The sequence below is a fragment of the Agathobaculum massiliense genome (assembly GCF_900291975.1).
Taxonomy (GTDB): Bacteria; Bacillota; Clostridia; order Oscillospirales; family Butyricicoccaceae; genus Agathobaculum; species Agathobaculum ammoniilyticum.
The window spans coordinates 2,635,399-2,649,875 of record NZ_OMPN01000001.1 but is presented as its reverse complement, the minus strand read 5'-3'; the positions used below and the strand labels follow the sequence as shown (position 1 = coordinate 2,649,875).

Genomic DNA, 14,477 nt, shown 5'->3' with positions numbered 1-14,477 from the left:
TTTTGAGCAAAGAAAGGAGAAATTTATTGATGGCTATGAACAAAATTGAACGTATCGACAAAGAGATTGCAAAGACCCGCGAGAAAATCACCGAGTACCAGAACAGATTAAGGGGGCTTGAAGCGCAGAAAACCGAAGCGGAAAACCTGCAAATCGTACAGCTTGTGCGCTCCATGCGCCTTTCCCCGCATGAGCTTTCCGCTATGCTTTCCGGCGGCGGTATTCCGGGCATGGAAGCCGCGCCGGGCTACCCCGCAGAACCCGCAGACCACGACACCGAAGAAATGGAGGACACCGAGAATGAATAAGAAAATCCTTAGAACCTTGACCGCACTCTGCGCCGCCCTCATGCTGACGGGCGGCTTTTCCGTCACCGCCTTTGCACAGACCCCGGAGGGACAGGACGCGACCGACGACAGCGGCGTTGTCTATGAGGAACCCGAAAAGGAAGAACCCCTTACCCCGGACGGGAACGCGACCCTTGTAGACGATTTCGGCGGCAACAAGCAGCTTATCACAGTGACGACCAAAAACGGCAATTACTTTTATATCCTTATCGACCGGGACGACGAGGGCGAGGACACCGTACATTTCCTTAATCAAGTGGACGAAGCCGACCTTATGGCACTCATGGAGGACGGAAGCACCGAAGCAGCCCCGCCCGCCGTTTGCAGTTGCACCGATAAATGCGAAGCCGGAAAGGTAAATGTGAGCTGCCCTGTCTGCAAGGACAACATGACCGCTTGCAGCGGCAAGGAAGCGGAGCCGGAAACCGAGAAACCAACAGAGCAGCCCAAAGAGAAAGGCAATACAGGCGGGCTTGTGCTTTTCCTTGTCGTGGCACTTCTTGGCGGCGGGGGCGCGTTCTATTATTTTAAGTTTATGAAGCCAAAGCAGAACGTCAAGGGCGACACCGACCTTGAAGATTTCGATTTTGACGATTACGACGAGGACGAGGGGGACGGGCTTTCTGATGAAGAACAGGAGGACGAGGAAGCATGACGCTTTTTACCGAAAACCCTTTAGAAAAAATGATGGTACAAAGACCCACCGGGCGGCGTGACAGTGCGCCGCCCGTTCCAAAATCCCCGGCGTGTATGCGTTGCCCTTATAAGGCGCAATCCCCCTGTATCGGCTATTGTCTGAAACAGGCACAGGAGAAGAAGCACACCGCGCCGGAACGCTGAAAGGAGGATTTTTTCATGGCATTTAGACTTGTGATTGCAGAAAAGCCGAGCGTGGCGCAGACTATCGCCGCCGCGCTTGGCATTAAGGGGAAACAGGACGGGTATATCGAGGGCGGCGGCTACCTCATTTCATGGTGCGTCGGGCATTTGGTACAGCTTGCGGAAGCTGCCGCCTACGGGGAGCAATATAAAAAATGGAGTTTTGACAGCTTACCCATTCTGCCGGAGGAATGGCAGTACGCCGTTGACCCGGACAAGGGGAAGCAATTCAAAACCATTAAAGAGCTTATGCACCGCGCCGACGTTTCCGAAGTGGTAAATGCGTGTGACGCGGGGCGCGAGGGTGAATTGATTTTCCGCTTTGTCTACGAAGTGGCGGGCTGCAAGAAGCCCATGCGCCGCTTGTGGATTTCTTCAATGGAGGACGGGGCGATTAAGGCGGGCTTTGCTTCCCTCAAAGACGGGCGGGACTATGGCGCGCTCTTTGCGTCCGCCCTCTGCCGCGCAAAGGCTGACTGGCTTATCGGCATTAACGCCACCCGGCTTTTCTCCTGCCTGTATGGAAAGACCTTGAACGTGGGGCGCGTCCAGACCCCGACCTTAAAAATGCTCACCGACCGGGACGCGGCTATCTCCCATTTCCAGAAAGAAAAATATTATCATGTTCGCCTTGATTTATCCGGCGCGGACGCGGCAAGCGAAAGGATTTCGGACAAGGCAGAAGCCGACGCGCTGAAAGGGGCTTGCGAAGCGGGAAAGGCGGTATGCGTTTCCCTTACCAGAGAGAAGAAAACCGCAGCCCCGCCAAAGCTCTTTGACCTTACCTCTTTGCAGCGGGAAACGAACCGCATTTTCGGTTACACCGCAAAGCAGACCCTTGACCTTGCACAATCCCTTTATGAAAAGCGGCTCCTTACTTATCCGAGGACGGACAGCAGCTTTCTTACTGACGACATGGGCGGCACCGCAGCGGACATTATCGCGCTGCTTTGCGAAAAGCTCCCCTTTATGGCGGGCGCGGACTTCACGCCGGAGATTGCAAAGGTATTAGACAGCAAGAAAGTATCAGACCACCACGCAATCATTCCCACTATGGAGCTTGCAAAGGCTGACCCGGACGCGCTGCCGGAAAGCGAGAAGAATATCCTTACCCTTGCGGGGGCGCGTCTGCTTTTTGCCACCGCCGAGCCGCATATTTATGAAGCGGTTACGGCGGTTTTCTCATGCGCCGGGACAGACTTCACCGCAAGGGGAAAGACCGTACTTGCGGAGGGTTGGAAAGAGCTTGAACGCAGATACCGGGCGACGCTGAAAGATAAGCCCGAAGCAGAGGACGGGGAAAATGAGGGCGTGACGCTGCCGGAGCTTTCCGAGGGACAGAACTTTCCTAACCCCGCCGCAAAAGTAACGGAGCATACCACAACGCCGCCGAAGCCCCACAGCGAAGCGTCGCTTCTCTCTGCTATGGAGCGAGCCGGGAACGGGGACACCGACCCGGACGCGGAACGCCGGGGGCTTGGCACTCCCGCCACCCGCGCCGCCGTCATTGAAAAACTGGTAAAGGGCGGCTTTGCAGAGCGCAAGGGGAAGCAGCTTATCCCCACGCAGAACGGAGCCGCCCTTATATCAGTCTTGCCGGATATGCTCACTTCCCCGCAGCTTACCGCAGAATGGGAAAACAATCTGACGCAGATAGCAAAGGGAGCCGCAGACCCCGGCGAATTTCTGTCCGGCATTGAAGCTATGGCGCGGGAGCTTGTGCAGACACACGCCGCAGCACTGGACGGGAAAAAGGATTTGTTCCGGGAGGAAAAGCCCTCTGTCGGCAAATGCCCCCGTTGCGGTTCCCCCGTCCATGAGGGGAAGAAAAACTATTATTGCAGCAACAAAGAATGTGCCTTTGTCATGTGGAAGAATGACCGCTTTTTCGAGGAACGCAAGACCGCTTTTTCCGCGAAGATTGCCGCCGCGCTCCTTAAATCCGGCAAAGTGAATGTGAAGAAGCTCTATTCCCCGAAAACAGGCAAGACCTATGACGGAACTATCGTTCTGGCTGACACTGGCGGGAAATACGTCAACTACCGTATCGAAGTACAGAAGAACTAAAAACTTGAATAGCAAGCATAGGAAGCGGGTACCCACTTCCGTAAATCCCTGTCCTGCCGCTGACGCGCCGGACGGGGATTTTGCTTGTTGGGAAGTTTCCCAAACCCTCTAAAAAAATGAAAAAATTGTTGGCATAACGCACAGCCCACCGTAGTACGGGGCGAACCCCAAAAGCGCGGCGGTGCGCCGCCATTTCAGAAAGGAGCGAATGAATGGAAAAGAAAAAAGGTTACTCCATGTTTGAGCGTGACAAGTTAGACCCGGCTGACAGTATGCGGATAGAGCGAAATATTTATTTTGAGGAACAGACCGCTGACCTTTCCGGGCTTACCGCCCTGCCCTTAGAACAGTTACAGGCATTGCGGGAAGAATACGCGGCGGCTGAACAGGCAGCTTTTGAAGCCTTGCAAGAACAGGCGGCGGCATGGGACGAACAGGCGGGAAAGACCCTTGCCATTGACAAAGCCATTGAGTATGTGAGGACACCCGAAGCTACGCATACCGCGAACCAGTGGGAAGCTACGGACTACGGGAAGCACATCAGCAACCGCGTCTACCAAATGCGCTACCACATATCCGAGAATACCCGGTATGACAGGGAAAAAGAGAAATCCATTCCCTATTCGTGGACGCTTTCATGGAGTATTTACACCAACAGCCCCCACAATTACGGACAGGCAAAAATCGCCGGACAGGAAAGGAAAGTCTTTGCAGACAAGGCAGCTATGGAAAAATATCTGAATGGGCGTATCAAAGCCTATCAGCATTTATTCACCGAGGTATCGCCGCCTATCCCGCCAGAGTATGCAGAGCATTTCAAAGTAAACGGGCAGCTTTTACCGGGCTATGCTATCGAGGGCGAGGAACGGGCGCAGCCTACCGCTGAAAAAGCAGCCCCCACCACAGCAGAGCCGCCACAGGACACCGAACAGAGAAAGGAGCGTGAAACCATAAACGAGCAGTTTTCAATTCTTATCGACAGCCGCAGCCGCTTTGAAACAGGCAAACCGGGCGGCGTGTGGCTTCCCATGCCGACCACAACAGAGCAGCTTCATGCGGCTATGGAAAGCGTCGGCATTACCGCAGACAATCCGCAGGATTTTTTCATCAACGGGTATTCTTCTACGGAGGACTGCCCCTTTGACTTGCCGCTTTCCGTTATCCAAAGCGCAAGCATGGACGAGCTGAATTATTTTGGAAAACTTCTGGAAATGCAGAGTGACGGGGACAAGGATAAATTTGCGGCGGCGGTTACACATGGCGAGTATGCCGGAAGCATGAAAGACCTTATCAACCTTGCACAAAACCTTGACTGTTACTGGCTCTATCCCACTGTCCGCAGCGAAGAAGATTACGGTTATTATCTTATCGACGAACTGGACGAGCTGGAGCTTCCCGAAGAAGCAAAGAAATATTTCAAGTATGAAGAATACGGGCGGGACGCAGTTAGCAAGGATAAGGGGCAGTTTACCGAACAGGGCTATATCTATAACAATCAGAACACCTTTACCGAATGGTATCGGGGAACGGAAAACGAGATACCCAAAGAATACCGCGTTATGAGCTTCCCACAGCCGGAACGCGGCGGACAGGACAAGACCTTTATGGACGCAGCCGCCACAGAGCAGACCGCCCGAACCGCCGCAGAGCAGCCACAGGAGCCGCACCCGGTTATCCCTATCGTGCTGACAGCCGGGAAGCCCGCCGAGAAATTAAAAGAGATTACCGACCGTCTGGAACAGGGCATTACGGAACTCTTTGACAGCGAGCGTTACAAGGAATATCTGAAAGTCATGTCAAAATTCCATAATTACAGCTTCCGAAACACCGTCCTTATCGCCATGCAGAAGCCGGACGCTTCCCTTTTGGCGGGCTTTTCCGCTTGGAAGAACAACTTTGAGCGAAATGTGATGAGAGGGCAAAAGGGAATTAAAATCATTGCCCCGTCGCCCTATAAAATCAAACAGGAAATGCAGAAAATCGACCCGCACACGCAGAAGCCCATAATCGGCAAGGACGGAAAGCCCGTCACCGAGGAAAAGGAAATCACCATACCCGCCTACAAGGTGGTATCCGTCTTTGACGTTTCCCAGACCGAGGGAAAGGAACTGCCGGACATTGCCGTTGACGAACTGACAGGCGACGTTGACCGCTATAAGGACTTTTTCGCAGCCCTTGAAAAGACTTCCCCCGTTCCTATCGCCTTTGAGAATATCGAGGGCGGCTCTCATGGCTACTACCACTTGGAGGACAAGCGCATTGCTATCAACGAGGGCATGAGCGAATTACAGACCTTAAAGACCGCCATTCACGAAATCGCCCATGCGAAGCTGCACGACATTGACCTCAACGCGCCAAAGGACGAGCAACCCCGCGTTGACCGCCGCACCCGCGAAGTCGAAGCGGAAAGCGTCGCCTATACCGTCTGCCAACATTACGGGCTTGACACGTCGGACTATTCTTTCGGCTATGTCGCCGGGTGGAGCAGCGGGCGGGAGCTGTCCGAGCTGAAAAGCTCCCTTGAAACGATACGCAGCGCAGCCGCCGAGATTATCAATTCCATAGACGCGAATTTTGCGGAGCTGCAAAAGGCACAGGACAAGGAGCAGACCGCCGGACAGGAGCAGCCCACCAGAGAGGGACAAGAAGCCGCGCCACAGCCGGAAGCCCCGAAAAAAGCAGATACAGCCGGGAAAGAAAAGCCGGAAGCAGCCCCGAAAGAAGCCTTTACCCCGGAAACGATTTACAGAGTGCGCCGGAACCCTTACAGCGACAGCCGGGAAAACAGCCACCTCTTGCAAGCCTATGTGACACAGGAGAACGGGCGGGCGAAAATGGGCGACGTGCTTTATACGGGAACGCCGGAGAAATGCCGCGAGCTTATGGGGCAGCTCAAAAGCGGCGAGCTGACCGAGGGCGACGTAAAGCAGCTTTACGCAAAGGCACAGGAAACGGCGCAGACCACCGGACAGGACAAGGACACCTTTTCCATTTACCAGATAAAGGGCGGGGACGAAACAAGGGACTTCCGCTTTGAGCCTTACGACCGCCTGCAGGCGGCGGGAAATGTGGTTGATAAAGCGAACTATGAGCTTGTCTATTCCGCGCCCCTTGCGCCGGAAACTTCCCTTGAAGATATTTATACCCGCTTCAATATCGACCACCCAAAAGATTTTAAGGGACACAGCCTTTCCGTTTCGGACGTGGTAGTGCTTCATCAGAACGGACAGGACACCGCGCATTACGTTGACAGCGTAGGCTTCCGGCAAGTGCCGGAGTTTTTACAGGAGCAGAAGCAGCTTACCCCGGACGAGCTGACAACGGGCGAAACAATCCAGACACCGAGGGGGACTTTCCATGTGACCGCCATGAGCCGGGAGCAGATAGAAGCCGCCGGATATGGCTTTCACCACCAGTCGGACGACGGAAAGTATCTGATTATGGGGAACGGGACGCGGGCGTTTGCTGTTGCCGCAGAGCAGCCGGAAAAGGCAAACCCCTTGAAGCATATCGAGGACACCGTAGAGCAGAACGACAACAACTTTGACGGTATCATCAACAACACCCCTACCGTTGACGAACTGGAAGCAAAGGTTAAGGCGGGAGAAACAATTTCCCTTGTTGACCTGGCTAACGCGGTCAAAGCCGACAAAGAGCGCGGCAAGGAAGCGAAGCCGGAAAAGAAGCCCTCTATCCGGGCGCAGCTTAGGGCTGACAAGGAAAAGGCGCAGAAGAAAAACGCAAAGCAGAAATTACAGGATTTGGAAAGGAGCTGACCCATGCCGAAACAGAGTAAATTTGAGAACGTGGATTTGTTCGCTTCCCTCAATGCGGTTATGAAGCAGAACACAGGCTTTTACCAGAGCGACTTGGAGATTGACAAGGAGATTATCGCAAAGGCGGCGGCAAGCCCCCGCAAGGAGGACAAGACCCTTTTGTGGTTCTGCCGCCCGTCCGGGACGCATTGCTTCCGGGAGCGCGACGTTTTCCTCAAAGACACCGCGCCCCACAACACATGGCGTTTCTACATGGAGCAGACGAGCGACCGCGTCCTTGCCTATGCAATCGAGCTAACGGGGACGGAGCGCGGGAAAATCAAGGGCAATCTGTACGAACTGGACTACGCTAAACATTATGAGCGCGTCAAGGAAAAGGAGCTGCCCGCCGATACGGTGAAGCTGATTTATGAGCATGGGGAACGGGAGATACCCGCCGGACAGTTTTTCAACGGCAATCCCGATTATGAGCTTGGAAAGTTTGAACGCTTTGAAGCCGTACCCAACGACCCGGACGCGCTGCAATCGCTCTTACAGGAAGAACGGCGCAGCCGGGAGCAGCTTCCGCCGGGGGATTTCAAGGCGCATATCGCCGCATTGCGGGACGGGCTGATTGAAACGGAAGCGCGGCGCATTGTACGGGAAATGAAGCGGCACGACACGCCGAACAGCCCCAACAAGACCCATTTCATGGTAGAGCTTTCCCCGGCGTTCATGCAGCTTGCAGCCACAAAGGACACTGACCGCCTTTTCTCCATGCTGCCCTACAAGACCCTTGCCTTTTCCAAAATCGAGGGCAGACATGGGACGTATGCGCTGATTGACAAGGGGGAGAACCGGGACAGGAAGATAAGGAAGCCCCGCCCCTCTATCCGGGCGCAGCTTAAAGCAGACAAGGCAAAGACCGCCCCGAAAAAGGCGGCGGCAAAAACAAAAAATCACGATATGGAGGTATGAGCATGATTAGACTGACTGTTGAAGAAACAAACCTTTTGAGCATTTACAACGAGGGCGGCAAGCGGGCTTTGATTGAGAATGTCAACGCCGCGCTGCCCTACATGGACGCGGATATGCGGGAGCTTGCAAAGCGCACCCTTTCCAAAGTGGACGCTTTGACCGAAGCGGAATTTGCAGAGCTTCCCATTTACGCCGCTGATGAAGTATGAACGGGGTTAAGCGGCTGACGCCGCCCCAGAGCCGGAAAGTCAACGCCCTTGTGCGCCGGACGTGCTGCAATTATGATAACGGGAACTGTATCTTACTGGACGACGGGGACGAGTGCGTTTGTCCGCAGCTCATTTCCTATTCGCTTCTCTGCAAGTGGTTCCGGGCTGCGGTGCTTCCCGCCGACAGGCTACTCTATGCGGAGCTTTACCAGACAGGGGACAAGAAGAAGTGTACCGAGTGCGGCGCGTTCTTTGCGTCAACCTCTAACAGTGTCAAATACTGCCCCGTCTGCCGGAAGCGTATCACCCGCAGACAAGCTGCCGAGCGCATGAGGAAAAGACGCACCCCTGTTACGCAGTAGGTGCGGAAAATCCCTTGATTTACAGGGCTTTCCGGGCGTGAAAATCGGATAGGCGATACTTTATACCTTTACCCCCGAAAATGGCGTTCTACTGCGTAACATTCACGAAAACAGCACCCATAAAAAGACAGGGCGCGGAAGTCATATACTGGCTTCCGCGCCCTGTTCTTTTTTTGCCTATCTGACATTTCCCTTTTCCATTTCTTCAAGCGGGAACTGCGGGAGGGCTTCTATCAGCTTCTTTGTGATAGACTGGCGCATATCTTCGTTGATTTCCTGTTTCGTGCTTCCGTCTGGCTGTCTGACCGCTACCGTCGATAGCCTGTCGATTTCGTCCTTGTAGCAATCCACGACTTTCTCCACCGCCCATTTCTCCCCGGCAACGGCGGCGCGTATGGTTTCATATTCCGGCATTTTCTGGTTTTCCATGCTCAACGCTCCTCTGCTTTTTGATAGCCCTATCATAGCACAGCGGCGGGGATTTTGCTATCCTTATCCGCGTTCTGTTTCCTTTTCCCGTTCCGGCTGTCTGTCTGCCTGTAAAATGCTGTCAATGTTCTGCTTGATAATATCATATTCCCGGACTTTCTTTTTCAATTTTCCATAGTCGGCGTAAAGGGCTTCTTTCTGCGCTTGGAGGGCTTCATACTCCGATTGCAGCGCGGCGAGGTTCGGGAGCTTCGCAATGCCCGCCGCTTTCAGTGACCTTACGGCGGCTTCATGGAGGATAATTGCCTGTTCCTGTCCGGCGCGGTACTTCTCCCTGTTCCTTGCCTTGCGGTATGCGTCATAGACAGGCTTTGTCTTTTGATAGGTGGAAACATTCTTGATAAGCACCGCCATTTCCGCAAGCCGCTTTTCGGCGTTCTTCAATGCGTCTGCCGCCTGTCCGCTTTCCGCTGCCATTTCCTCAATCCGGCTGACTAAATCCGCGTACTGCTCAATCTTATGTTCCGTCAAGAAATTCATTGTTTTAGCTGCCTGTTTCAGATTGTGGATTTTCGCCCACTGTTCATAGCCCTTACTCTGCGCTGCCTTGATACTGTTCTCAATGTCGATAAGCAGCGACACGCCGCGCTGCTCTCTGGGAGCTTTCGCCACCTTTGTCCGTCTGCCCGCTATCCGTTCCCTTACGGCTTCCTCTGTATAGTCTGCGCCGAGGGTTTTAAGGCGGGTGAAGCGTTCCTGTCCGGGGGCGCGGCATGATACATATTTCCCCGGCTTTATCTCATAGCCCGCCGCCTGTAACCGCGTTAGCAATTCCTCAAAACTGGAAACTTGGGGGATAAGCGCGTCAACAGTGGTTTTCAGCTTGCCTTTCCAACTTGTACCCGTCTTTTCTGCCTGGTACTCCGCATAGCTCTTTCCCTTGCTGCCCTTGCCGGGGACGACAACGGACAAGCCATTTTCCCGGCACAGCTTGTCGCTCATGTTCCGTATGCCGTAATAGCTCCTTTTGTTGGAATTGTATTTATGGTGGTCTACAAAGTTCACCGCGCAAAAAATGATATGGTTATGGACGTGTCCTTTGTCAATGTGCGTCGTGAGTACATACTCATGCTGCCCCTTTGTTACCGCGTCGGCAAGCTGCTTTCCGATTTCATGGGCTTTCTGATAATCGACTTCCCCCGGCTCAAAGGACTGTATCAGATGAAAGGCTAAATTGTTCCCCTTTTGGAGTGCTTGCGACAGGGTATATTCAAACTCAATATCTGCCGTTTCATAGGAGCAACCGAAAGAGGACACAAGCATTTTCCCGTCCGTCTTGTCCGGGTTTTCGATATAGTCAAGGGCTTTGCTTAGAGTGCTTTTAATAGGCTTAATCTTTGTAACCGCCATATCTCCGCAAGCACCCCCTTTATTTCCTCTATGTCCTCTTGGTATGCGTTCCCCGTCGCGTTTACGCGGCGTGCTATCTGGTTGACGTTGACACCGATTTTCTGTATCTCTGCGGTCATAGCCTTTATATCGGCGTGGTCTATCTGAATGATATACCCGTCAATGGCAATCTTCCGCAGATACGCCGCCATGTTCCGGGTGGGTACGAGCTTCATTTTTTCCAGTATTAAATCCCGTTCCGCTTCCGTCACTCTGAATTTGATTTGCACTGTCCTTTTGCGTCCGTCCATGTGTTCGCTCCTTTCCTTTCCGTTCCGAGGGTTTGGGACACTTCCCAACAAGCAATTTTCAACCGACGCGCCGCAGCGCGGGAGGGCGAAAATACGGAAGTGGTACCCGCTTCCTATGCTTGCTACGAATGTTTTTATCCTTTAGGCTCTTATCACCTACTACGGAGAAAAAGCGATTTTGCCAAACTTACGCAAAAGAAAAACGCTGCAACCTCAAAAAAGATTACAACGCTTTCTAAATCCTGTTCAGTTTTAAGTCGGACATTCCTATTCGCCCTCTTTTTCGACTTCGGAAATCTCCTTTGCCGTTGCGGTTACAATCCGTATGCCTGTATCGCTCATACCGTCAAGAAGCGCGTCAAGCTGCCGCCGCTGCGTGTTCTTCTCCGGCGGCGTTTCTAAAAGGAATTGGTCTACGGATATATGGTAACGCTGTATCAGCTCAAAGAATATCTGTAAACTTGGGTGCTGCCCCTTGTTCTCAATGTTCGCAAGGTAGCGCGGCGAGATAAACATTTCGTCGCCTACTTTCTTGCGGCTCTCCTTGCATCCCTCACGCGCTGCCTTTATCGCTGCCCCAAAAGCCTTAAAGTCGTATCGTGGTACTGGTCTTTTTGCCATAGTTATTCACCCTATTACATTTTACTGTTCCCCTTTCTTCTTGGATATGTCTACGTAGTTCTATCAGTTAGCCAAAATAATTCATATATATATATGTTGACAACAAGCTGCTTTTGTATATAATATTATATAAAAGGGGGGGAATGTTTATGTTACATAGCATGCGTATTCGATAAGCATTGAAATCAAAAAAGATTTTTCCCATTTTCAATATGGGCTTTTTTGTCATGCTTATTTTGCGTATGCTATACAACAAAACTAACGACGTATAGACATAGTATAAAAACTATGCCTTAATTTTGTTGTAGTATTATATGTATAAATGCAGGTCAATGCTCATGTTGAGAATTGACCTGCATTTTTTTGCGCAAAAGGAGAAATATTATGCTTGAAAAATATTGGATAAAATGTCCAATTTGTAACGGAAAGACGAGGGTTCAAGTATTTTATAATACGGTATTAAGAAATTTTCCTCTTTTCTGCCCTAAATGTAAATTAACGCATATCGTTGATGTTGAAAAACTAGAAATCATAATCAAAAACTCTGAAAAACAAACTTTTTAATTTTGAAAAGGAAGGATATTTAAATGAAACACTTACCTAAAAGTACACCTACGGAAATATTGAATGACCCATACGGATTTACTTACAAAGAAATGTCGGAAGTAATTGGAGAGGATAAAGCAAGAGCCTTATATACGGAATTGTATAAACAGCCATTTCACAAAGAAAATCTATCAATATCAACAAAAAAAGTCTATAAAAGTAGCGATACTGAAAAGTATGTTTATGAATTGAAAGATAACAGGTATATTGAAACGGTTTTTATTAAACGGCGAGATGGTGGGACTGTTTGCGTAAGTACGCAAGTTGGTTGTTCTGTTGGCTGTATTTTTTGTGAGTCCGGACGCAATGGTTTTGTTCGTAATCTAACACCGTCTGAAATTGTGCAGCAGGTTGTATTGATACGTCAAAAAGTAAATCGTATCGTTTTTATGGGAATGGGAGAACCTTTATTCAATTACGACAACTTGATTGCAGCAATCCATATTCTTCGAGATAGAAATGGACTTAACTTTCCAACCGACGGCATTACCGTATCAACAGTTGGTCCAGTTAATCAATTAAAAAAATTGCGCGAAGAACATCTAAAAATTCAGTTGACAATATCTTTACATGCAGCAACACAGGCTGCGAGAAACTGTATCATTCCTCATATGCACATGTACGCTATTGAAGATGTTGTTAAGCAAGCATTGTCCTATTCTCAAAGGCATAATCGAAAAGTGGTATTTGCGTATTTGCTTTTACCAGGTATAAATGACCGTTCCTCAGATATAAGGCAACTTGCAAAATGGTTTAAGGGCAAAAATGTTATGATTAACGTGCTGCAATACAACCCGACGAGTAATTCAAAAATTAGAGCACCACAAAAACAAGAAATGGTTGCGTTCAAACATCAATTAGAGCAAACAGGACTTGAAGTTACCATGAGAGTTTCTCATGGTAGAGAGATTAAAGCAGCTTGTGGACAGTTAGCTAATACATATAATAAAGCCAAAAAACAACAGAAATAATTTAATTAAAAGAGCCAGACGCACAGACGCAGAGCCGATAATATGCAGTTTGAAATACTGCTGTTATCGGCTCTTTTTTGATTTTAATTTGTGCCCCTAATAACCATATTGGAGCAAAATCAGAACTGTTGCTTGTCGTTCTTTGATTTCCGCAGCAGCTTTGAAAAATCAAAGCCGCCGTTTCTTTTTATCTTCTAATGAAATGACGCGGTATCACTGTTGAAATCGGCGGCTAAAGGAGGTAGCCGCCATGAAGCAAAAAGCATATCGACAAAATCCGACAGTTATTGACTTATCAAAAAAAGCCCGCCCACCACCGGGGGAAACTACGCTTATATATATGAACTGTCTAATCATCTGGATACTGCTTACAATGCCTATGCGCCCGTCCGGGCTTTTCGGACGGGCGCATTTTGTACGTTCAAAAAATTTTTGAAGAAATTTCAAAAAATCTTCGGCGTTTTTGAAAAACGCCGTATTGCCCCGCGAAAAGGGGGGAAGCACCACCAACTTTCCAACGAGAAAGGAGGTGAGAATGTGGAACCTAATAGCAGGGAGTTTTACAAACAGTGTGCTTTTCAGAAGTTTTGTAATACGGTATTGCACAATGAAGCTTGCGACACCCATAGAGAACTTCGCAGACACAAGGCAAAGGAAGTGACCTTTTCCGACATGACCTTAGACGAAGCGCGGCAGCTTCATACGTTTGATGAATATTTCAAACGTGAAGCCGCCGAAACCGTCTTTGAGAAAGCCGGGAAGAAAATCACGCCAAAGCTGCTTCTTGAAGCAATCCGTACTTTGCCGGAAGAAAAGCGCAAAGCCATATTGCTGTATTACTTCGAGGGAATGAACGATACCGAGATTGCGGAGCTGTTCAACACGTCGAGAAGCACGATACAGTACAGGCGGACAAGCTCTTTTGAGAAATTAAGAAAATATCTGGAGGAAAATGCTGATGAATGGGACGAATGGTAACGAACCCGGCTACCCGGAAAATGCCCTTGTTCCTTATCCTGTCATTGTGGCAGCGACAAAGGGCGACCCGGACGCCATGAAGATTGTCTTGCAGCATTTCAGCGGCTACATAGCCCGCCTCTCCATGCGGAAGCTGTACGACGAGCGCGGGAACGTCTATTTTGGCGTAGACCACGACATTCGGGAACGGCTGCAAGCAAAACTGATGATGGCTGTCCTCACCTTTAAGGCAGAGGAATAAACCGCAGCGGCGGCGGGACGCTTTCTCTCTCCCCCTTTTCCGTTCCGCTGCTGACGCGGCAGCAAAGCCATTCTGAACCTTGACAAAGAAAGCGGCGCAAGATAACGGCGGCGCAGCATAGGGCAAATCGGATACGTTCCTTTTGCGCCGAGCCATACGGCGGGTGCGCCATGACGCTATCCGGGTGAGGTTATCCCCGCCCGGACAGCCGAGCGACCAACACCGCGCCGGAAAGCAAGTGTAGCGGCTTGCGGGCGACGACACGCAGAATATACAATGATACTTCCTTACAGCCACAGTCCGAGCGTTAAGAGCGTCGCAGGCAATGGGTAGG

Annotated in this window: 17 protein-coding genes; 13 read left to right on the top strand and 4 right to left on the bottom strand. The window is 50.7% G+C overall.

Annotated elements, in window-relative coordinates; all coding sequences use genetic code 11:
• Positions 1 to 29: 29 nt before the first annotated feature.
• The 8 genes from DBQ51_RS13450 to DBQ51_RS13415 all read left to right on the top strand — a co-directional run bounded on the left by DBQ51_RS13450 (position 30) and on the right by DBQ51_RS13415 (position 8,597).
• Positions 30 to 308, top strand: coding sequence for a DUF4315 family protein (locus DBQ51_RS13450; RefSeq protein ID WP_002569175.1), 279 nt, complete (start codon positions 30 to 32; stop codon positions 306 to 308).
• A complete protein-coding gene (locus DBQ51_RS13445; protein ID WP_002569176.1) occupies positions 301 to 1,002 on the top strand; it encodes a DUF4366 domain-containing protein in 702 nt (233 codons plus the stop codon). Before DBQ51_RS13450 ends, DBQ51_RS13445 begins: the two co-directional genes overlap by 8 nt.
• On the top strand, positions 999 to 1,187 hold the full coding sequence (locus tag DBQ51_RS13440) for a hypothetical protein (protein WP_002569177.1): 189 nt from the start codon (positions 999 to 1,001) through the stop codon (positions 1,185 to 1,187). The genes DBQ51_RS13445 and DBQ51_RS13440 overlap by 4 nt, the downstream gene beginning before the upstream one ends.
• A gap of 15 nt (positions 1,188 to 1,202) precedes the next feature.
• Entirely contained in the window at positions 1,203 to 3,293 is a 2,091-nt protein-coding gene (locus DBQ51_RS13435; protein WP_002569178.1) for a DNA topoisomerase 3, read from the top strand.
• 212 nt (positions 3,294 to 3,505) lie between these two features.
• Positions 3,506 to 7,069 carry a YodL domain-containing protein gene (locus DBQ51_RS13430; protein WP_002569179.1) on the top strand — a complete coding sequence of 1,188 codons (3,564 nt, stop codon included), beginning with the start codon at positions 3,506 to 3,508 and terminating at the stop codon, positions 7,067 to 7,069.
• A 3-nt stretch (positions 7,070 to 7,072) separates the two neighbouring features.
• The gene (locus DBQ51_RS13425) at positions 7,073 to 8,026 is read left to right on the top strand and encodes a hypothetical protein (RefSeq protein ID WP_002569180.1); all 954 of its coding nucleotides are present in this window, start codon (positions 7,073 to 7,075) and stop codon (positions 8,024 to 8,026) included.
• A gap of 2 nt (positions 8,027 to 8,028) precedes the next feature.
• The gene (locus tag DBQ51_RS13420) at positions 8,029 to 8,235 is read left to right on the top strand and encodes a transposon-transfer assisting family protein (RefSeq protein ID WP_002569181.1); all 207 of its coding nucleotides are present in this window, start codon (positions 8,029 to 8,031) and stop codon (positions 8,233 to 8,235) included.
• Complete coding sequence (locus tag DBQ51_RS13415) at positions 8,232 to 8,597, top strand: cysteine-rich VLP domain-containing protein (RefSeq protein ID WP_002569182.1); 366 nt, start codon at positions 8,232 to 8,234, stop codon at positions 8,595 to 8,597. The genes DBQ51_RS13420 and DBQ51_RS13415 overlap by 4 nt, the downstream gene beginning before the upstream one ends.
• Positions 8,598 to 8,774: 177 nt before the next feature.
• Here the strand turns inward: DBQ51_RS13415 and DBQ51_RS13410 are convergent, their stop codons facing one another.
• From DBQ51_RS13410 to DBQ51_RS13395, 4 genes are all read right to left on the bottom strand, one after another.
• Positions 8,775 to 9,026, bottom strand: a complete 252-nt coding sequence (locus DBQ51_RS13410) for a helix-turn-helix domain-containing protein (RefSeq protein WP_002569183.1) — start codon at positions 9,024 to 9,026, stop codon at positions 8,775 to 8,777.
• A 63-nt stretch (positions 9,027 to 9,089) separates the two neighbouring features.
• Complete coding sequence (locus DBQ51_RS13405; RefSeq protein WP_002569184.1) at positions 9,090 to 10,436, bottom strand: relaxase/mobilization nuclease domain-containing protein; 1,347 nt, start codon at positions 10,434 to 10,436, stop codon at positions 9,090 to 9,092.
• A complete protein-coding gene (locus DBQ51_RS13400; protein ID WP_002569185.1) occupies positions 10,397 to 10,726 on the bottom strand; it encodes a plasmid mobilization protein in 330 nt (109 codons plus the stop codon). The genes DBQ51_RS13405 and DBQ51_RS13400 overlap by 40 nt, the downstream gene beginning before the upstream one ends.
• Before the next feature lie 267 nt (positions 10,727 to 10,993).
• Positions 10,994 to 11,347, bottom strand: coding sequence for a helix-turn-helix transcriptional regulator (locus DBQ51_RS13395; RefSeq protein WP_002569186.1), 354 nt, complete (start codon positions 11,345 to 11,347; stop codon positions 10,994 to 10,996).
• Positions 11,348 to 11,731: 384 nt separating this feature from the next.
• Between DBQ51_RS13395 and DBQ51_RS13390 the strand changes: the two genes are divergently transcribed.
• The 5 genes from DBQ51_RS13390 (at position 11,732) to DBQ51_RS13370 (ending at position 14,143) form a co-directional block, all read left to right on the top strand.
• The gene (locus DBQ51_RS13390) at positions 11,732 to 11,911 is read left to right on the top strand and encodes a cysteine-rich KTR domain-containing protein (protein ID WP_002588768.1); all 180 of its coding nucleotides are present in this window, start codon (positions 11,732 to 11,734) and stop codon (positions 11,909 to 11,911) included.
• A gap of 23 nt (positions 11,912 to 11,934) precedes the next feature.
• Positions 11,935 to 12,924, top strand: a complete 990-nt coding sequence (gene rlmN, locus DBQ51_RS13385; RefSeq protein WP_002569187.1) for a 23S rRNA (adenine(2503)-C(2))-methyltransferase RlmN — start codon at positions 11,935 to 11,937, stop codon at positions 12,922 to 12,924.
• Between the two features lie 250 nt (positions 12,925 to 13,174).
• The gene (locus DBQ51_RS13380) at positions 13,175 to 13,360 is read left to right on the top strand and encodes a hypothetical protein (protein WP_009243795.1); all 186 of its coding nucleotides are present in this window, start codon (positions 13,175 to 13,177) and stop codon (positions 13,358 to 13,360) included.
• Between the two features lie 101 nt (positions 13,361 to 13,461).
• Entirely contained in the window at positions 13,462 to 13,902 is a 441-nt protein-coding gene (locus tag DBQ51_RS13375; RefSeq protein ID WP_002569188.1) for an RNA polymerase sigma factor, read from the top strand.
• The gene (locus DBQ51_RS13370; RefSeq protein WP_002569189.1) at positions 13,883 to 14,143 is read left to right on the top strand and encodes a helix-turn-helix domain-containing protein; all 261 of its coding nucleotides are present in this window, start codon (positions 13,883 to 13,885) and stop codon (positions 14,141 to 14,143) included. The genes DBQ51_RS13375 and DBQ51_RS13370 overlap by 20 nt, the downstream gene beginning before the upstream one ends.
• The last annotated feature ends 334 nt before the right edge of the window (positions 14,144 to 14,477 follow it).